Annotated in this window: 21 protein-coding genes and 1 tRNA gene; 13 read left to right on the forward strand and 9 right to left on the reverse strand. The window is 51.8% G+C overall.

From position 1 onward, the window contains the following. Positions 1–45 precede the first annotated feature (45 nt). Both efp and accB read left to right on the forward strand, forming a co-directional pair. Positions 46–606, forward strand: coding sequence for an elongation factor P (gene efp / locus AKG35_RS00155; protein ID WP_011129410.1), 561 nt, complete (start codon positions 46–48; stop codon positions 604–606). Next, on the forward strand, positions 606–1,100 hold the full coding sequence (gene accB, locus AKG35_RS00160; RefSeq protein ID WP_011129411.1) for an acetyl-CoA carboxylase biotin carboxyl carrier protein: 495 nt from the start codon (positions 606–608) through the stop codon (positions 1,098–1,100). The genes efp and accB overlap by 1 nt, the downstream gene beginning before the upstream one ends. Here the strand turns inward: accB and pdxA are convergent, their stop codons facing one another. Next, a complete protein-coding gene (gene pdxA, locus AKG35_RS00165) occupies positions 1,101–2,132 on the reverse strand; it encodes a 4-hydroxythreonine-4-phosphate dehydrogenase PdxA (protein WP_011129412.1) in 1,032 nt (343 codons plus the stop codon). Between pdxA and AKG35_RS00170 the strand changes: the two genes are divergently transcribed. Continuing rightward, on the forward strand, positions 2,131–2,343 hold the full coding sequence (locus AKG35_RS00170; protein ID WP_041384227.1) for a hypothetical protein: 213 nt from the start codon (positions 2,131–2,133) through the stop codon (positions 2,341–2,343). The two genes, pdxA and AKG35_RS00170, sit on opposite strands and share 2 nt — an antisense overlap. Here the strand turns inward: AKG35_RS00170 and AKG35_RS00175 are convergent. Further along, positions 2,315–3,235, reverse strand: coding sequence for an SDR family oxidoreductase (locus AKG35_RS00175; RefSeq protein ID WP_011129413.1), 921 nt, complete (start codon positions 3,233–3,235; stop codon positions 2,315–2,317). The two genes, AKG35_RS00170 and AKG35_RS00175, sit on opposite strands and share 29 nt — an antisense overlap. 32 nt (positions 3,236–3,267) lie before the next feature. Between AKG35_RS00175 and AKG35_RS00180 the strand changes: the two genes are divergently transcribed. Continuing rightward, the gene (locus AKG35_RS00180) at positions 3,268–3,489 is read left to right on the forward strand and encodes a hypothetical protein (protein WP_063416241.1); all 222 of its coding nucleotides are present in this window, start codon (positions 3,268–3,270) and stop codon (positions 3,487–3,489) included. Positions 3,490–3,496: 7 nt separating this feature from the next. Here AKG35_RS00180 and AKG35_RS00185 read toward each other — a convergent pair whose 3' ends face one another. Next, positions 3,497–3,898, reverse strand: coding sequence for an HNH endonuclease (locus AKG35_RS00185; protein ID WP_011129415.1), 402 nt, complete (start codon positions 3,896–3,898; stop codon positions 3,497–3,499). 155 nt (positions 3,899–4,053) lie between these two features. Between AKG35_RS00185 and AKG35_RS00190 the strand changes: the two genes are divergently transcribed. After that, positions 4,054–5,682 carry a DEAD/DEAH box helicase gene (locus AKG35_RS00190; RefSeq protein WP_011129416.1) on the forward strand — a complete coding sequence of 543 codons (1,629 nt, stop codon included), beginning with the start codon at positions 4,054–4,056 and terminating at the stop codon, positions 5,680–5,682. On the opposite strand, the gene AKG35_RS00195 is transcribed toward AKG35_RS00190, so the two are convergent. The 3 genes from AKG35_RS00195 to AKG35_RS00205 form a co-directional block, all read right to left on the reverse strand. Beyond that, the gene (locus AKG35_RS00195) at positions 5,619–6,032 is read right to left on the reverse strand and encodes a hypothetical protein (protein WP_071818062.1); all 414 of its coding nucleotides are present in this window, start codon (positions 6,030–6,032) and stop codon (positions 5,619–5,621) included. The two genes, AKG35_RS00190 and AKG35_RS00195, sit on opposite strands and share 64 nt — an antisense overlap. Then, positions 6,010–6,456, reverse strand: a complete 447-nt coding sequence (locus AKG35_RS00200) for a DUF6554 family protein (protein WP_011129417.1) — start codon at positions 6,454–6,456, stop codon at positions 6,010–6,012. Before AKG35_RS00200 ends, AKG35_RS00195 begins: the two co-directional genes overlap by 23 nt. 62 nt (positions 6,457–6,518) lie before the next feature. After that, positions 6,519–7,034, reverse strand: coding sequence for an AbrB family transcriptional regulator (locus AKG35_RS00205; RefSeq protein ID WP_011129418.1), 516 nt, complete (start codon positions 7,032–7,034; stop codon positions 6,519–6,521). A 121-nt stretch (positions 7,035–7,155) separates the two neighbouring features. On the opposite strand from AKG35_RS00205, the gene AKG35_RS00210 reads away from it, so the two are divergent. The 3 genes from AKG35_RS00210 to AKG35_RS00220 all read left to right on the forward strand — a co-directional run bounded on the left by AKG35_RS00210 (position 7,156) and on the right by AKG35_RS00220 (position 8,079). Then, positions 7,156–7,452, forward strand: a complete 297-nt coding sequence (locus tag AKG35_RS00210) for a chemotaxis protein (RefSeq protein ID WP_041384228.1) — start codon at positions 7,156–7,158, stop codon at positions 7,450–7,452. Between the two features lie 37 nt (positions 7,453–7,489). After that, the gene (locus AKG35_RS00215) at positions 7,490–7,720 is read left to right on the forward strand and encodes a hypothetical protein (protein ID WP_011129420.1); all 231 of its coding nucleotides are present in this window, start codon (positions 7,490–7,492) and stop codon (positions 7,718–7,720) included. Positions 7,721–7,854: 134 nt separating this feature from the next. Further along, positions 7,855–8,079 (forward strand): hypothetical protein, encoded by a 225-nt coding sequence (locus AKG35_RS00220; RefSeq protein ID WP_011129421.1) that lies wholly within the window; start codon positions 7,855–7,857, stop codon positions 8,077–8,079. Between the two features lie 103 nt (positions 8,080–8,182). Here AKG35_RS00220 and AKG35_RS00225 read toward each other — a convergent pair. Next, positions 8,183–8,254 (reverse strand) — tRNA-Gly (locus AKG35_RS00225). A 48-nt stretch (positions 8,255–8,302) separates the two neighbouring features. Then, a complete protein-coding gene (locus tag AKG35_RS00230; protein WP_011129422.1) occupies positions 8,303–9,451 on the reverse strand; it encodes a pyridoxal-phosphate-dependent aminotransferase family protein in 1,149 nt (382 codons plus the stop codon). Positions 9,452–9,535: 84 nt separating this feature from the next. Here AKG35_RS00230 and cbiD point away from each other — a divergent pair, with 84 nt between their 5' ends. The 5 genes from cbiD (at position 9,536) to mrdA (ending at position 15,620) form a co-directional block, all read left to right on the forward strand. Further along, a complete protein-coding gene (cbiD, locus tag AKG35_RS00235) occupies positions 9,536–10,687 on the forward strand; it encodes a cobalt-precorrin-5B (C(1))-methyltransferase CbiD (RefSeq protein WP_011129423.1) in 1,152 nt (383 codons plus the stop codon). 40 nt (positions 10,688–10,727) lie between these two features. Then, positions 10,728–12,314 (forward strand): glutamine-hydrolyzing GMP synthase, encoded by a 1,587-nt coding sequence (gene guaA / locus AKG35_RS00240; protein ID WP_011129424.1) that lies wholly within the window; start codon positions 10,728–10,730, stop codon positions 12,312–12,314. 469 nt (positions 12,315–12,783) lie between these two features. Then, the gene (locus AKG35_RS00245; RefSeq protein WP_011129425.1) at positions 12,784–13,395 is read left to right on the forward strand and encodes a hypothetical protein; all 612 of its coding nucleotides are present in this window, start codon (positions 12,784–12,786) and stop codon (positions 13,393–13,395) included. Between the two features lie 15 nt (positions 13,396–13,410). After that, the gene (locus AKG35_RS00250; protein ID WP_011129426.1) at positions 13,411–13,812 is read left to right on the forward strand and encodes a hypothetical protein; all 402 of its coding nucleotides are present in this window, start codon (positions 13,411–13,413) and stop codon (positions 13,810–13,812) included. Between the two features lie 5 nt (positions 13,813–13,817). Then, a complete protein-coding gene (gene mrdA, locus AKG35_RS00255; protein ID WP_011129427.1) occupies positions 13,818–15,620 on the forward strand; it encodes a penicillin-binding protein 2 in 1,803 nt (600 codons plus the stop codon). A 35-nt stretch (positions 15,621–15,655) separates the two neighbouring features. On the opposite strand, the gene AKG35_RS00260 is transcribed toward mrdA, so the two are convergent. Then, positions 15,656–16,801 (reverse strand): glycosyltransferase family 4 protein, encoded by a 1,146-nt coding sequence (locus AKG35_RS00260; protein WP_041384827.1) that lies wholly within the window; start codon positions 16,799–16,801, stop codon positions 15,656–15,658. Position 16,802: the final 1 nt, after the last annotated feature.

The raw sequence follows: 16,802 nt of genomic DNA on the forward strand, positions 1-16,802 counted from the left end.
GGACTTTGGCACAGCCGTATGATCCATCTGATCCGTTCAGCGGGAATGATCTCAAGTAACGACTTCCGCACTGGCACCTCGATTGAATTAGACGGTTCTGTTTGGCGTGTAGTCGAGTTTTTGCATGTGAAACCGGGTAAGGGTTCAGCATTTGTGCGTACCAAGTTGAAGGCGGTGCAGAGCGGCAACGTGGTGGAAAAAACCTTTAGGGCTGGGGAGATGCTTCCGCAGGCCTTGCTTGAGAAGTCGACTCTTCAACACACTTATATGGAGTCCGGTGACTATGTCTTTATGGACATGTCTAGTTATGAGGAAACCAGGCTTACAGCGCAGCAGATTGGTGACAGTCGTAAATACCTCAAGGAAGGGATGGAGGTGAATGTGGTCTCATGGAACGGAAATCCTCTTGAGGTGGAGCTCCCCAATTCTGTGGTGCTTGAAATCACTGAAACTGATCCTGGTGTTAAGGGTGATACCGCTACCGGTGGCACTAAGCCCGCCATCCTTGAGACTGGGGCTCAGGTGATGGTTCCTTTGTTTCTTTCTGTGGGCGAGAAAATTAAAGTCGATACACGTAACGACAGCTACCTCGGTCGCGAGAACTAATGGCTATGCAGCTCGATCATGATCAACTGCACCAGTTGCTTGCAGCCTTGGCGGAAAGCGACATACAGGAATTTCGCCTTGAGGGAGATGATTTTCGTCTAGAGGTCAGGCGGAACATCCCTGCACCAGCAGTGGTGGCTCCGGTGATGCCATTGTCTTCGACCGTTGAGATGCCTTCACCGGCTCCAGAACCGAGAGTTGAGATGGTCGGACCTGGGACTCCGCCTCCAGCGGTACCAGGTTCAAGAACTGATTTCCTGGAGGTAACGGCACCGATGGTCGGCACGTTTTACCGTGCTCCTGGCCCTGGGGAATCCCCATTTGTAGAAGTTGGTAGTCGCATCGGTGTCGGTCAGATCGTGTGCATTTTGGAGGCCATGAAGTTGATGAATGAGTTGGAATCTGAAGTCAGTGGCGAGGTGGTTGAAATCCTTGTAGATAACGGCACGCCAGTTGAGTTCGGTCAGGTTTTGATGCGTGTTAAGCCTGGCTGATCAGCGTGATTCCGTGAGCTCCCAGGCGGCTTTTAGGGCGGCCAACATGCTGTCGGGTCTGGCACATCCCTTTCCGGCAATGTCAAAGGCGGTGCCGTGATCAGGTGAGGTACGTAGAAATGGAAGCCCAAGGGTGGTGTTGACGGCCGAGTCGAAAGCCAGCAGCTTCATTGGGATTAGACCTTGATCGTGGTATAAGGCCAGGATCCCGTCTGGGGTTTGGGCGCAAGGGATGCCATGCCAAGCCTTTGCAGCTGAAAGCCAACATGTGTCGGGAGGTAAAGGACCGTCTAGTTGGATCTCAGGGTGCTCCGTTTTCCATCTGTTCAGCATTGGGATCAACCATTTCAGCTCTTCATGGCCCAGTTGGCCTTGCTCGCCAGCGTGGGGATTGAGGCCTGCGACTGCAATGGATGGATCGGTTTTGAATCTTTGGCAGAATGCCTTGAGTACGTTGAGCTTCGCTCTAACCAACTCAGGGGTAAGCACTTGTGGGACTGCTGCTAGCGGGATATGGGTTGTTGCTAGCAGAGTGTTGAACCGCCAGCCGTTATGAGGTGAGATCGCGGTGAAGAGCATGGAGGCTTGATCAGCTCCCACCAGTTCTTTAAGTCGTTCGGTTTGACCGGGATAGTGATGGCCTGCTGCATGCCAGGCCTGCTTGGCAATAGGAGCGGTAACAAGGGCGCGGGCTCGACCCTTCAAGAGGAGTTCTGTTGCCTTTGTCAACCATAGAAAGCTTGCGGCTCCACTCTGTGCTGTGGGGTATCCAGGCTGAAGTGTGCTCTGCAGGGGTAGATCTTTGATGTCGAGGTTCTTTGGATTGGCTAGGGGAGAGATCCCTTGAGCTTGTAATTGGGCATAGGTCAGTTCTAGGCTTTTTCGACAGCCAACCAGCTGGGGATGCAGCTTTGATGGCAAGCTTGGTGAAGCGAGGGCCTTTAGGGTGACCTCCATCCCGATGCCAGCGGGATCGCCGATGGCGATAACGATAAGTTGATTAGCGTCAAAGCCTTCAGAAGGCATAGCCATGATGCGCTGGTTGCTGCTTGGTTTGCTGTTGTTTGGTCTTGGTACCGGATTGCGGAATGGTTGGTTGGTGGTGCATTGGAGTCAGTTTTTGCGCGATGCCGGGTTGACATTTATCGATCCAGAGAAGCCCTTTAATTGGAACGAGTTCATTCTTGGTGGTCCGGATCGGGAACGTTCAACAACTAAGGAAAATTCGTCTGTGAGACCTTGAAACCTTCTGCCAGATAACAGTCTCTAAGGCCGGATTGATAGTTGGGATGCATCAGGGAATAGCCAAGCTCGCGGCATAAGAGCTGATTGCTGACCCTGCGATTCTCTTGCCAGAAGGAGAGTGCCATGGGATTCATCTGTGCAGCGGCAACTGCAAATGGCTCAATTTCGGGTAAGGACTTTCCAAGTAGTTGGGCGGCGAACCCGAGTACGTCTGTATAAGCTGTTGGCAGGTCATCGGTGACGTTGATCACGATGGGTCGCTGTCCATCAGCAGCGCATTGGATTAGGTGCAGGATGGCGCCTGCAATGTCATCGACATGAATTCTTGAAAACACTTGGTTGGGCTTATGGATCATTCTGCTTTGACCTGTGTTGACGTTTTTAAGCACTGAGCGGCCTGGTCCGTAGATGCCAGGCAGTCGCAGAATCTGCAGGGGTAATCCCGAAGCTTGCCAGGCCTCTTCACAGGCCAATCTTCTTTTGCTCCGTGCTTGTTGAGGCTGAGGGTGATCGATTTCTGTGACCCAGCGTCCTTGGCGATCTCCGTAAACCCCTGTGGTGGAGAGATAGCCAACCCATTGCAATGGCAACGCTCTGAGCTGGTCGCCCAAGCATGTCAGTACTGGATCTTTCCCATCGGCTGCTGGCGGTATGCAGCTGAGTAAATGCGTGACTCCTTCTAGAACTTTTGTGGCTGGCAACAGCTTGGTGGCACTATCAAATGCGATGTCTGCGTCTGGGCTGTTGATGTCTCTGCGGCTGCAGATAGCAGTGCTGCCAAGTGCTCTCGCCAGAGCCACTACATGCTGGCCACTGAATCCTCCACCGAGAACCAGCAACTTTGAGCCGGTGGGGAGAGGCGGACTCCGCTTGACAAGCTCTGTGAGCATGAGTACAAATGTATTATATTCTGGGTTTGGTCATGGCGAGCTCCTATTTGCGCGCTTCCGCGATTTCAGTGTCCATGCTGCCGCGTCGGGCATGTCCAAGGATCGTTCAAGGTCGGCAGATCAGTTCGGCTTTTCATTTTGTCTTGCCTTTGGCTTTGTTGACAGGTGCGATGCTTCTGGCTCCGGAGCAACCTGAGCAGCAGGCTTCTATTTGCCAAAGACATCACCCTGTGGTGGCCTGTCAGGTCTGGTGAGATTGGTTTAGGCCAGCTGGGGCATCCATTCTTCATCTTGGCTGATAACAGGAGCTTCTCTATGGTTGGTTTGGGTCCATTGAAGCAGCCTTAAAGCCAGTCTGAGATCGCCATCCATCCAGGCGCGGATGGCCATTGCGCGTCGCGGATCATAGAAACGTTGGCGCCTATACCACTCGAAGGCATCGGCATCTGATTTGTGACCGTTACAGGATAGACAGGCTGGAACGCAGTTTTGAGTAATACTTAAGCCACCGCGACTGCGAGGCAAAATATGGTCAATTGATTCAGAAGGTTTGCCGCAATAGATACAACTTTGAGCGGTATAGTTGTGAAGGGATTTTCTCCATCTTCGCACACGTAATTTGGGGCAGAGATCTTCGAGGAAAACCGCGTCCCTATTGTGCATCTGAGTTTCTCGGTTTTGTGAAGTGTGCCGCGCATGCTCTTTGAGTCAATGTGTCTAAATATCTATTTTGACTTGCTTTGCGCTGCTTTTTACAGTGGTTGCTTTCGCGCTTGCTAGTAAGGCAATGGGGCGTAAATTAGGTGTTCTCTTGAGCAGTGAAGTTCACGCCTAAATCGTCTTCCAGCTGTTATTTGGGTCTGACTGCGGCGGGTTTGGTCAAGGTGACGTTCCCTTTCGATGCGGTCACTCAGGCTCAGCTTCGCAAAGTGAGGCCTCGTGGAATTTGGCGTGGTACTCGCCAGGGCTGGGAATTTCCTTTGGTTGCGGCTCAACATTTGCAGAGGCAGTTTGGCTCACGTTTTTTGGTGCAGGATGACTTGGCTCAGTGGCTGAGTTGGTTCGAACAGCCTTTGCCACCGATGCCGCCCCATCGCGATCTCGTGAGCTATGCAGACCTTGAGGTTGTTTTGACAGATGGTCGTAGACCTCTTCCGCATCAGTGCTCTGGAGCCCGTTGGTTGTTGGCGCGGCGCGGTGCAGTCTTGGCTGATGAAATGGGTCTTGGTAAGACTCTTACCTCTCTTTTGGCGGCTCGCGCGATGGTGAGATGTGCTGATGTACGGGTCATGGTGGTGGCGCCGGTGGGTCTTCATGACCACTGGCGTATCGAAGCTGCAAGTCTTGATTTGCCGGTGTGCATCCATAGCTGGGCTCGTTTGCCTAGGGAATTGCCGGCGGCGGGAACGCTTCTGTTGGTGGATGAAGCGCATTTCGGCCAGTCCATCAAGTCAAGACGAACTCAGGCTCTTTTAAGGCTTGCGCGGCATCCGCGTTTAAGGGCTATTTGGTTACTCACCGGGACGCCGATGAAAAATGGTCGTCCTGATCAGCTTTATCCACTGCTGGCGGCCATTGATCATCCTTTGGCTCGAGATCAACGCAAGTTTGAAGAGCGTTTTTGTCAGGGTTACTGGCGAGATCAAGGTGGACAGCGACGCTGGCTTTCACGTGGTGCGAGTGATCTCGATGCTCTAGGGAAGCTCACACGGCCATTGGTTCTGCATCGACGCAAGCAGACTTTGCTTGGCTTGCCCCCAAAACGTCGTCAAGAGCATCGGGTTGTTCTTACAGAGTCAGAGTCTCGTGGTTTTGACCATCGTCTCGCTCTTGTCACTGACAACTATCGCCATCGTGTTCAGCAGGGTTTGGTGCGTTCAGATGCGGAATCGCTGGCGGTGCTTACGGCTTTGCGTCAGATTGCAGCGGAGTTCAAGCTGCCAGCAGTGGAGACTGTTGTGGCAGCACTTCTTGCTGAGGGGCAAGCCGTTGTCCTTTTCAGCAGTTTTGTTGGTCCTTTGCTGCTTTTGCAGCAACGCTTAGGGGGTGAGTTGTTAACTGGGCGTCAGCGTCCAGGCCAGCGTCAAGAAGCTGTGAATCGTTTTCAATCAGGGATGAGTTCCCTTTTGTTGGCAACCTATGCAGTAGGCGGGCTTGGTTACACCTTGCATCGCGCTAGGCATGTGGTTTTGCTTGAACGTCACTGGACACCTGGTGATGTGGATCAGGCTGAGGATCGTTGCCATCGATTGGGGATGGATGGTGGACTCACGAGTCACTGGTTCCAACTGGGTTTTGCAGATCAGCTGGTGGATTCTCTGATAGCAAGTAAGGCCGAGCGGATTGAGGTATTGCTTGGTTCTCGTCGTGTTGGACTCAAGCGTCAGCCTTTGCCAGTCATGTTGAGATGTTGCATGCAGGAGTCTTTACGCACGGTTAGTTCGTGACGCACCATCGGATCAGCTGACGTGCCTTGTTGATTCAGAAGCTTTAGGCCTTTGGAGACATCTTGACAAGCCAAATTGGTTTGGCCAAGCAGGGTGTAGATCAGTGACCGGTCGTTGAGTGGTTCAGGGTCGTTTTGATGTTGGTTCACTACGCTATTGCAGCGCAGTAGGGCTTGGTCGAGTCCTTTGAGGTCAAGATTTTCCAAGCAAGCTTGGGACGAGATATTCGATTCAGCAGATGGATTGGTTGGTGCTGAGCGACTGTTGCAGCTAAGACCGGAAAGCAGCAATCCGCTCAGACATAGTTTGGCAAGGAAGCGAGGGAATTTAATAGCTGTAGTGCTGCTCATGATCTGTACTTGAAGGAGTGGTGGTGTTGGTATTACCAGAGCTATAGGAGTCGATGACAGTCTCATCACCACTTACTTGATCAGCTCCAGATGAAGAGCCTTTGTTACCTCCGTAGAGATCACCAAGGTATTGACCGCAGTTTGGATAATTGCTGGGTTCATTGACCACTGCTTCAGTAATTAATACGGCAGCATGCTTTGGTGAGGTCTTGAAAAGGCTATTTCCCTGGCGTTTGATTAGGGCATAAGAGGCAGTCCAGCTCACCTCATGGTTATTGCCATTACTACGCATGAAGCAGTAGATCTGGGCTCCTTTGCTTGCGGCATCAGTTGTTGCTGACTGGGCAGCTGTGGCAGAAAGACTGATTCCCACAAGGCCTAGCAGTGTGAGTGAAAGGGCAACTCGATTTCGATTTCGATTCATCGCTTGCAAGTCAACACAGTATTGATCAACTTATCGATTGAAACTGTCCTGTCCAGGTTTAATCAGGAATCAATGAGTCCTAATGGGGCCAATAGCTTCACCAGAAGCGGTAGTACCAAAAGTACGGTGATTAATCTCACAGCATGCAGGGTGGCGACTGCAGCACCGACGCCGAATTCCGCACCTACCAGACTCATGCCACTGATGCCTCCTGGGGCAGCGCCGAGGAGAGAAACCACAGGGTCAATACCTAGTAATCGACTGCTCCAAAGACCGATCACTATCCCAGTAAGTACAAGGGTCAGAGTGATCAGTAGGGCTGGTTTCCAGAGGTTTTGCAGCTCCCCTAGGGAGCTTTTGGTCAGGCCGGTACCGATCACCGTGCCGATGGCGATTTCAATTGCGGTGCGTGTTCCTGAGGGCCATTCAGCAACATCAAGGCGACCGGTCATGCTCACGAGCCCTGCACCTAAAAGAGCACCTGCAAGGGGTGCTGCTGGAATGCCAGTGCGCAATGTCAGCAGACCCAATGCTGTTCCTGCCATGAGATAAATCAGTAACGTTGCCAGAGAAGGCATGGGATCGATTTGAAACAGTACAGATACTTTGAGCGCAAATGATTCTCCTCACCATCTGCCTAATGACTTGAGCCTTTATTCCTCATGTGTTGTCATCGGGACAAAGTATTTGTTTGTGGCTATGTCCTCGTCAGTTTCTTTTCGAATTACTCGTACTGCAGAAGACCTGGTTCAGACGATCACTGCTTTATCGCAGAGGCTCGTTAAATTGGAGCAGCGTCAGGAGGCTTTGGAGTTTCAGTTGAGACAGCAGAGCGAACCTCAGAGGATTCCCGCAGAGGAAATGGAGATGCTCGATGGGGTTGAGCAGCTTTTAAAAGAGTGCCAGGAACTTCTTGATAGTTCTGATCAAGCTGAGGATCAAGCCCGAGAAGAACCTCAGTCTTGGTCAGGGGAACCAGACACTCTTGCGGCATGAGGGTGGCATCGGGTGCACAATAAAAAGAAAGGCATCCATGGCTTTAACCATTTCTGCCTCTGGCAAAGCTGGGGTTACCAGCTCAGTATTTTCACCGTTAGTGAGATCTTCTATCAGACTTCAGGCCTTCCATGAGGGGGGGCATCAGCTCGAGAAGCTTGAATTTGCATTGGCTGTTGCCGCAACTCGTGGTGACCAGACTCGTGCGTCAGTCTTAAGAGCTCAGATCGAAACTATGGGAGGCAACATTGAGGAGCCAGGAACCTGATTTAGCCCCCTTATATTTTTTATACATATCAATTGGCTGATTTGGGCAACAACATTTGCTGTTTTGATGCTCGATATTGCTTGTACTAGACAATTCGCGTTAAACTTTCAATCAAGGGGTTCAGCTCAGCAGTCTTGACGTCTACTTTTTTGAGAACAACAGCGGGCACGAATTCCGCTTCTATTCAACGCGAGGTTTACTTGAAGGCCGCGAGTGGTTTTTTTGACCGAGCTTCTGCACAGGCTGAAGCGGGAGATTTTCAGGCTGCTGGCAGTTTGATTCTTAAGGCATTAGATCAGGAGCGTCGTGCAGGAGTGGTTGGCCCACAAGTTCTTCAATTAATCAAGCCCAGATCCTGAATTTGCATTGAATAATGCTTTGAAGCCTATTCTCAATTAGGCAGGCTTTTTGGTTTGTTAAATATGAATGAGTATTCTATGAACCTTGATTAATCCTTTGATAAGCGGGTGACCGGATTCGAACCGGCGACGTTCAGCTTGGGAAGCTGACATTCTACCACTGAATTACACCCGCATTTGATCAGTTTAGATCAGCTTTAGTTCGTTTTGTTGGCGAGCACTGTTATCTCAGAATTGCTGCTGCTGCTGCCAGGCCATCTCCCATGTTGCCTTTATGCAAGCCAAGAGATTGCAAGGTGGATTCGATGGCAGCTATGGCAGTGAGGATATCTCTATCACATACGAATCCAAGATGGCCGATACGGAAGACCTTCCCTTTTAGATGATCCTGTCCACCTGCTAGCAGGATGTCGAATTTCTCTTTGACAGTTTTGCGCAGTTGCTCTGCATCAATTCCCTCAGGTGCGACTGCGGTGATCGCTGGGCTGCCGTGTCCTTCAGCTGCATACAGTGGCAGGCAGATGGCCTTCATGCCGGCCTGAGCGGCTGCGCGATGGCGAGCATGACGTTCAAAGATGGCTTCCAGTCCTTCTGACTGCATCATTCCCAGCGCAGATTCCAGTGCGAAGTAGAGATTCACAGCAGGGGTGAATGGATTGCTGTCTTGAGCGGCAGTTTTTCGGTATGGCCCCAGATCGAGATAAAACTTCGGTAGATCCGATTGTTGATGCGCTTGCCAGGCTCGTTCACTCATGGCCACGAAGCTGAGACCTGGAGGCATCATGTATCCCTTTTGGGAACCGGAGGCAACCACATCTAGACCCCAAGAATCCATGGGGACATTGCAGGCCCCAAGGCTTGTAACGCAATCAGCGATGGCTAGTGCTTTGCCATGAGTGCGGACATATTTGCTGATGGTTTCAAGGTCGTTAATGACCCCGGTTGAGGTTTCCGAGTGGGTGAGAATTACGGCTTTTATTGTTTTGCCATTATCTGCTTCCAGTGCTTTTTTGAAGGCTTCTGGGTCTAACGGTTGTCCCCAGTCTGCTTTTATCACTTGTACGTCCAGGCCGTAAGCCTTAGCCAGCTTTACCCAGCGCTGTCCAAACTTGCCGTTGTCGCCGCAGAGGACCTTGTCGCCGTAGCTGAGGGTATTGATGATTCCTGCTTCCATCGCAGCGGTACCGCTTCCAGTGATAACTAGAACATCTGCTTTGGTCTGATGCAGCCAGCGCAGCTGCTCGGTGGTATGTCTAACGACGGCTTGAAACTCTCCACTGCGATGGCCGATGGGGTGGCGACCCATGGCTTTGAGTACTGTTTCGGGAACCGGTGTAGGACCCGGGATCATCAGGGTGAGTTTGTCCTGCACGGCCTAAGGCTTAGTAATGAACCATCCTCAAAAATACCTAAGCAAGGGTTTTTTATCGATCACGCCGATGCTGATTCAAGGGGGTTGACGCTCCCGGTTTGGGTCGCGGCTGCGGCCCGAGCTGCTACTGAAGCTTTGCTTGGCAGGCCTTTCAGTGCTTCTCAGTTGCTTGAATTGCCTGATCGCGACGAACCTTTGGCTGTTTCAGTCACCTCGGCAGCGGTTTTGGCTGGAGGTGAACAGGCTTTGGCAATCAGCCATTGCGATCCAGGTTCAGGTCTGGATCTCACAAGAGGTTTGGAGATTTGGGTGTGTGTTCAGTGGCAGGAGTTGGTTGATGATGAGTTGAATGTTCATTCAGAAGCCTGGCTGAATCTCTTGGCAGGCAAGGGTGTTGGCACGCTGGGGTCCGGTGGAGAGGCGTGTGTGTCTCGATTTGCACGCGAGCTTTTGAGTCGTAATTTGTACCCCCTGGTGCCTTCGGGTCGAGGGTTGCAGTTGGAAGTTGTGTTGCCTAGGGGTAGAGATTTGGCAGCACGTACCAGTAATGCAGCTTTTGGGGTTGTGGATGGCTTGGCCTTGATTGGTACCCAGGCGGATGTGCAGGTCAGCGCCTCTCCTGATCAGTTGCAGCAGACCATTGAGCAACTACGTCGGCAAAGTGCCGCTTCAGATTTTTGTGGAGCAATGACTTTGGTGATTGGTGAGAATGGTCTTGATCTAGCTCGACAGTTGGGGTTGGCTGCCCAGCCGCTCCTCAAGATTGGCAATTGGTTGGGGCCTGTCATCGTGGCCGCGGCAGAGGCTGGGGTGGAGCAATTGTTGTTGTTGGGGTATCACGGCAAGTTGGTGAAGTTGGCAGGGGGGATTTTTCATACTCATCACCATCTGGCAGATGGTCGTTTGGAGGTGCTTGCGGCCATGGCTGTGCGAGAAGGATTGCCGTTGGATCTGATCCGGCAACTTGGCCAGGCTGATTCCATGGAGGCAGCATTGAAGATGCTGGAAGCTCAAGACCCAGAGCTGGTACGCAAGCTTTGGTATCGGCTGGCGGTAACAGTGGAGCATCGCAGTGCTGCCTACCTTGCCCGTTATGGCTCATGGTCGATAGCTATTGGGGCAGCTCTTTTCGATCGTCAGCGACGGTTGCGCTGGGCTGGTCCCCAAGGGTCTCAACAGTTGGCTGTCTTGGGAGTGACCCCTGAGGATTCACCGATAAGCCTTTCTCTACCCTGAACGTTCTGTTGGTTGACTCCAGAGGAGCTTTTTCGCTGATATGTCCAATTCCCAGTCTGAAGGTAAGCGCCAGCCGGCAATCGTCATTCTCGATTTTGGCTCTCAGTATTCAGAGCTGATTGCCCGTCGGGTGCGAGAAACAGAGGTCTACTCATTGGTAATGAGCTATTGCACCTCAGCGGATGAGCTTCGCCAGCTTGCCCCGAAGGGCATCATTTTGAGTGGCGGACCTAGCTCTGTGTATGCCGAGAGAGCGCCGCTTTGTGATCCGAACATTTGGGATTTGGGTATTCCTGTGCTTGGTGTCTGTTACGGCATGCAGTTAATGGTGCAGCAGCTGGGTGGTCGGGTGGAGGCTGCTATTGGCAAGGCTGAATACGGTAAGGCTCCCTTGCAGGTCGAGGACCCTAGGGACCTTCTCACCAATGTTGAAAGTGGCTCCACGATGTGGATGAGCCATGGTGATGTGGTGAGGGATTTGCCTGAGGGGTTTGTGCGGCTTGCTCACACAGCCAATACTCCTGATGCGGCGGTTGCTGATCACAATCGTCAGTTTTATGGCGTTCAGTTTCACCCTGAGGTGGTGCACTCAAGCCATGGAATTGCTCTGATTCGAAACTTCGTTTACCACATTTGTGGTTGTGAGCCGAATTGGACGACCACTGCATTTATTGAAGAAGCGATTGCTCAGGTGCAGGCTCAGGTGGGTCAGAAAAGGGTCTTGCTTGCTTTGTCTGGAGGAGTTGATTCCTCAACCTTGGCTTTTCTATTAAAAAAGGCCATTGGAGATCAGCTCACGTGCATGTTTATTGATCAGGGTTTTATGCGTAAAGGTGAGCCTGAATTCTTGATGGATTTCTTTGATCAAAAGTTCCATATCAATGTTGAATACATTAATGCTCGTCAACGCTTTATTTCTAAGCTCAAGGGGATTATTGATCCTGAGGAAAAGCGCAAGATCATCGGCACGGAATTTATCAGGGTGTTTGAGGAGGAAAGCAATCGTCTCGGTCCCTTTGATTATCTTGCGCAGGGCACTCTTTATCCGGATGTGATCGAGAGTTCTGGTACCAACATCGACCCGAAAACCGGAGAGCGGGTGGCCGTGAAGATCAAGAGCCACCACAATGTGGGCGGTCTTCCCAAAGATTTGCAGTTCAAATTGGTGGAGCCACTTAGGCGATTGTTTAAGGATGAAGTGCGTAAGGTAGGCCGTGCTTTGGGGCTGCCTGAGGAGATTGTCCGCCGCCATCCTTTTCCTGGGCCAGGTCTGGCGATTCGTATCCTTGATGAAGTTAACGATGAAAAGCTCAATTGCTTACGCGATGCTGACTTAATCGTGCGAGAGGAAATCCGTGAGGCGGGTTTATATCACGAGATTTGGCAGGCTTTTGCCGTATTACTACCGGTTCGCTCTGTCGGGGTAATGGGGGATAAACGCACCTATGCCTGGCCGATTGTGCTGCGATGTGTCTCCAGTGAGGACGGCATGACAGCGGATTGGTCGCGTTTACCTCATGAACTTTTGGAGCGTATCTCCAATCGAATTGTCAATGAAGTGAGAGGTGTAAACAGGGTTGTGCTTGACATTACCAGTAAGCCTCCTGGAACGATTGAGTGGGAATAGTTTAAGTATTAAATTTTTCTCTTCACCCTAAATTGCGGCTTCACGTTTTATTGGAGGTGATGCAGAGTTGCACATTCTGGTATCAGTTTTAAGAACTCTACGATTTTAGTTGGATTGAGAATGTTATTTATCTTGGCCTTTGATAAGCTTGCACTTTTCTTGTCAATTGTTGTTTGAATCAGTTTGTTTCATGCTGCTAATGATCAACTTTGACTTTCGCTTATTTGGCAATCATTGCCGATGTGTTGATGGTGACAAACATTAGATGATCTTTCTAGCGTCGAATCTTGTTCGCCAACCCTCTCTGCTCTAACTCGGCTGCATGAGCTCAAGTCATCTTCGAGAATGCTCTGCATCACTCAATCTTGTTGATTCGCACCCTTGAAGTGAAAGTCGACTCTGTTGAGGTGATCAGGGACTGGTGAAGCTCAGAATGACTCGATAACCTGGGCCACTGGCCTAGAGACTTTTGACCGTCGCCCACCAGCAAGACATACAGCTAGATCGCCGTTTGCAACAGGACAGCATTCAGTTTGCGGGTAAGACCGTTTATATCAACCCTTTCCTGTACTGGCGAAGGTTTGACAGCAACACCGATCGTTGGTTAAGGGAGCCCGGTCAGTTGGGTGAAGACCAGATCAGCCTCAATCGTGGTCGCTTTTACCCTGAGCTTGATTGGGCCCTGTTGGATGAGAGCCAAAGGGATATCAAGGATGCTGCTGTTGAGATGTTCCTTAAAAGTTTGGAGCTGATCGGCACTTTTCACCCTGAACTTACAGCTGGCCAGTTGCTTGAGGTCGAGCGCAAGATGGCGGTCACCAAGAAGCAGTCTTTTGAGCGCTGGGTCGAGAAGTCGTTTCGCAGGCGTTTCAAACAAGAGTCTCGTGAGCGCAAGCGCTTTGCTCGTGAGCGTTTTTTGCGGTCTTGGAGGGAATGGTTCAGCTTGGAGACAACGCATCATGCTGTGGGACCAATGGTGGCGTTATTGGTTTTGGCAGGTTTTGGGGGCTGGTCGATGGGAATGTCTCAAACGTCTTGCCCAACACTTTTGATCCCTTCCGAGCAAACTGTTGTTAGGTAGACCTTTGAGGCTTGCATGGCCGACGATTCGTTCGACAGCCTTCGCCTTTCCCTGATGCAGGATGCTCTTCCTGTTGGCTTGGCGATGGTTGATCGGGTTCGTCGTGGTGGAGCGAGAAAAATGGTGGAAGCTTTTACGGGCTCAAGTGATCCCCTCCAGGAGCTCCGTGTTGAAGGAGAAGCTGCTGCTCGATCAGTACGTGATCGATTAGATCAGGTCAGCCCAGGGCTGGGGAATCCTGTGATGGCAGTGAATGTGGCCGTTGATGATGTCGTTGTGAATTCCCCAGACCCTCAGGATCAGCAGATTTTGCTGGAGGTGCTGGCCAGGATTGAGGGACGGCTTGATGCTCTTCAGCTTCACCTGCAGAAAGATGTTGGTGAAAAATCGCCAACATCAGGCGTGGAACAAAGCTGACGTTGATGAGCGGATCGCGGCCTTTGGGACGTGCCAATCAGCGGCACAGTGGTTTAGGCCAGCAGCCCAAGGTCTTGTTTGCGCTGGTGCTTTTGTTTAGTGGTGCCATGGTGGCGCGGTTGACCTGGTTACAGCTGTTGGAAGGGGCCCGATACCGAGAGTTGGCAGATGAAAATCGGATTCGCTTGGTACCCCGCTCACCGATTCGTGGTCGGCTGCTCGATCGTCAAGGCCGTGTACTTGCCTCAAGCAAGCTCAGCTACAACCTTTATTTGCAGCCTCGATTGGTGAGTGATGTTAATTGGCCTGGGCTTCGTGACAGTCTTTCTCAGTTGCTCAATCTTCCTAAGCAGGATTTAGATCAGCGCAGGCGACAGGGGGTTGGCATGGATGGCTATCGCATCACTTTGGCAACTGATTTGAAACCTGAGCAGGTGCTGCGTTTTCGAGAGCAGGCTCGCAGTTTTGAAGCGGCCCAGGTCGATGTGGATGTACTCCGTCACTACCCGCACGGCACTTTGGCCGCTCATGTTTTGGGTTATACCCAGCCAATTACTGAAAAGGAGTTTAAAACTCTCGCTGATCAGGGTTATGAGATTAGAGATCGCATTGGCCGAATTGGAGTAGAGGCAGCCTATGAACCTCATTTACGAGGGAAGTGGGGTGGTCAGATGCTTGAAGTCAACGCTATGGGAGAGGTGCAGCGCAGTCTTGGTGACAAGCCTTCACAGGCGGGTAAAGACCTCCTCCTCACACTGGACCTTGATTTGCAGTTGGCTGCTGAAAAGGCTCTTGAAGATAAGCCTGGCGGTGCAGTTGTAGCACTCGACCCTCGTAACGGTGCTATTCGCGCCATGGCTAGTCGCCCTGCCTTTGATCCCAATTTTTTCTCAAAACTGGTCACCACGCAGAAGGAGTACGACAAGCTTTTTGCTTCGTCGAGCAAGCCATTGCTCAGTCGGGCCATGAATGCCTATGACCCTGGGAGTACTTGGAAACCTGTGACAAGTATGGCGGGTATGGAGAGTGGCAAGTTTCTGCCTGATGTGCGTTTAAAGACGGCGGCATGCATCACTTATGGGGGGCATTGTTTCCCTGACCACAACGGTGTCGGATTTGGCACGATCGGTTATGAGGATGCGCTGCGCTTTTCCAGCAATACCTTCTTTTATCAGGTGGGTGTGGGTGTGGGTTCTAAGGCGCTTTATGAAGCCGCCATCAAGCTTGGTTTCGATGCCCGCACTGGGATTGAGATTGGCTATGAGGAGAGTAAGGGCTTGGTGGGCCATCAGGCCTGGGCGGCTAAAGGTCGGGGTTGGGCTGAAGCTGGAACGACTCCTTGGATTCCCGAGGACATGGCCAGCGCCTCGATTGGTCAATCTGTGGTTCAGATCACTCCTTTGCAACTTGCTCGCGCTTATGCAGTATTTGCCAATGGGGGGTTTTTGGTCACTCCTCATCTGGCAGATGGTGCGATCGACTGGACTTCATCACTGCGACGCATCAAGGTCGATATCAAGCCATCCACATTGGCGACGATTCGGCGTGGTTTGCGAAAGGTTGTGCAGGATGGGACTGGTTCAGGTCTCAATTTGCCGAACTTTCCGCAAGTGGCTGGCAAGACGGGCACTGCTGAGGACAGTACCGGTGGCTCTGATCACGCATGGTTTGCATGTTTTGCGCCATATCAGTCAGCAGAAATCGTCGTTGTTGCTTTTGCCCAGAACACTCCTGGTGGCGGTTCGGTCCATGCGTTGCCTATGGCACGGCAGGTGCTTCAGGCTTGGAATCGCACACGCTCTAGTTGAACGCACTGACTCTCAGAACACACTGATGTTTGGTCTCAGGCGGCCAGGTTGAGGGGTTGGCCGAGGATTGTTCTGTAGTAGCTCCGCAGTTGTTGCGTGGCACTGGCCCATCCCCAGCGTTCGGCTTCTTGACGGGCTGCTTTGCGCAGACCTTGACGCTCGAGATCGTTGCCGAGCAGTCGTCGGGTTGCATTGATCAGGCTGGTGGACCCTCCATCCACTCCATCCGGCTCGTAGAGACAGCCGTTGACTCCGTCGGTAATGATGTCTGGGATTCCGCCACGATTGGCTCCTACTACAGGACAACCTGCTGCCATTGCTTCCAGTAAAACGAGCCCAAGGGTTTCGGTGCTTGAGGGGAATAGAAAGGCATCCCCGCTTGCATATGCACTGGCTAGTTCTTCCCCTTCGAGATAGCCCACAAATGTTGTAGCAGTGCCTTCAAATGCTTTTTCCAGTTGCTGGCGGTGAGGTCCATCGCCTACTAGGGCCAATCGTGCCTCGGGTATGCGATCGAGAACAGGTTTGATGCGTTCGATTTGCTTTTCGGCGGAGAGCCGCCCTACGTAGAGAAGCAGGGCACCTTGATCGTCGTTTGTGTTCAAAAGGCGTAAGCGCATGGTTTCGTTGCGCAGTTCCGGTCGAAAGAGTTCGGTATCCACGCCGCGTTGCCACAGGGCGGTGTTTTGGATCCCTTTCTCGCTCAATTCAGCCACCATTGCTGTTGAGGTGCAGAGATTGAGTATTGCTTGATTGTGGGCTGCCTTGAGAAGTTCCCAGAGCAAGGGTTCCAGCATGCCCATGCCGTAATGCTCTAGGTATTTCGGGAGGTGGGTGTGGTAGCTAGCGATTAGAGGGATTCCGTTGGTTTTGGCGAGCCAAATTCCCCCAAGGCCTAGTACAGCTGGATTGACAACGTGTACGAGATCGGGTTCGAAGGTTTCTAGGGCTTCGGCAACGGCTGGTCTGGGCAGGGCAAGCTTCAGTTCCGGATAGAGCGGCAGTGGCATGGCTGGCACTCCTATCAATTCGGCTCCCATGTATTCGCTAGGACAGCCTTCCGGGCAGAACACCATCACTTCATCACCGGCTTCAACCAGGTGCTGCACCGTTTTGGTGAGTCTTGTCACGATTCCATCCACTTTTGGGAGGAAGGTCTCTGTGAAAAAGGCGATCTTCACT

This window comes from Prochlorococcus marinus str. MIT 9313, assembly GCF_000011485.1.
GTDB classification, from domain to species: Bacteria; Cyanobacteriota; Cyanobacteriia; order PCC-6307; family Cyanobiaceae; genus Prochlorococcus; species Prochlorococcus marinus_D.

What these genes read in the sequence shown, in the direction of transcription:
- guaA (WP_011129424.1), top strand. Translation starts at nt 10,728, where the DNA reads ATGTCCAATTCCCAGTCTGAAGGTAAGCGCCAGCCGGCAATCGTCATT.
- AKG35_RS00180 (WP_063416241.1), top strand. Translation starts at nt 3,268, where the DNA reads ATGGCGAGCTCCTATTTGCGCGCTTCCGCGATTTCAGTGTCCATGCTG.
- AKG35_RS00215 (WP_011129420.1), top strand. Translation starts at nt 7,490, where the DNA reads ATGGCTTTAACCATTTCTGCCTCTGGCAAAGCTGGGGTTACCAGCTCA.
- pdxA (WP_011129412.1), bottom strand. Translation starts at nt 2,132, where the DNA reads ATGGCTATGCCTTCTGAAGGCTTTGACGCTAATCAACTTATCGTTATC.
- AKG35_RS00175 (WP_011129413.1), bottom strand. Translation starts at nt 3,235, where the DNA reads ATGCTCACAGAGCTTGTCAAGCGGAGTCCGCCTCTCCCCACCGGCTCA.
- accB (WP_011129411.1), top strand. Translation starts at nt 606, where the DNA reads ATGGCTATGCAGCTCGATCATGATCAACTGCACCAGTTGCTTGCAGCC.
- AKG35_RS00250 (WP_011129426.1), top strand. Translation starts at nt 13,411, where the DNA reads ATGGCCGACGATTCGTTCGACAGCCTTCGCCTTTCCCTGATGCAGGAT.
- AKG35_RS00200 (WP_011129417.1), bottom strand. Translation starts at nt 6,456, where the DNA reads ATGAATCGAAATCGAAATCGAGTTGCCCTTTCACTCACACTGCTAGGC.
- AKG35_RS00185 (WP_011129415.1), bottom strand. Translation starts at nt 3,898, where the DNA reads ATGCACAATAGGGACGCGGTTTTCCTCGAAGATCTCTGCCCCAAATTA.
- AKG35_RS00205 (WP_011129418.1), bottom strand. Translation starts at nt 7,034, where the DNA reads ATGCCTTCTCTGGCAACGTTACTGATTTATCTCATGGCAGGAACAGCA.
- mrdA (WP_011129427.1), top strand. Translation starts at nt 13,818, where the DNA reads ATGAGCGGATCGCGGCCTTTGGGACGTGCCAATCAGCGGCACAGTGGT.
- efp (WP_011129410.1), top strand. Translation starts at nt 46, where the DNA reads ATGATCTCAAGTAACGACTTCCGCACTGGCACCTCGATTGAATTAGAC.
- AKG35_RS00195 (WP_071818062.1), bottom strand. Translation starts at nt 6,032, where the DNA reads ATGAGCAGCACTACAGCTATTAAATTCCCTCGCTTCCTTGCCAAACTA.
- AKG35_RS00210 (WP_041384228.1), top strand. Translation starts at nt 7,156, where the DNA reads ATGTCCTCGTCAGTTTCTTTTCGAATTACTCGTACTGCAGAAGACCTG.
- AKG35_RS00170 (WP_041384227.1), top strand. Translation starts at nt 2,131, where the DNA reads ATGATGCGCTGGTTGCTGCTTGGTTTGCTGTTGTTTGGTCTTGGTACC.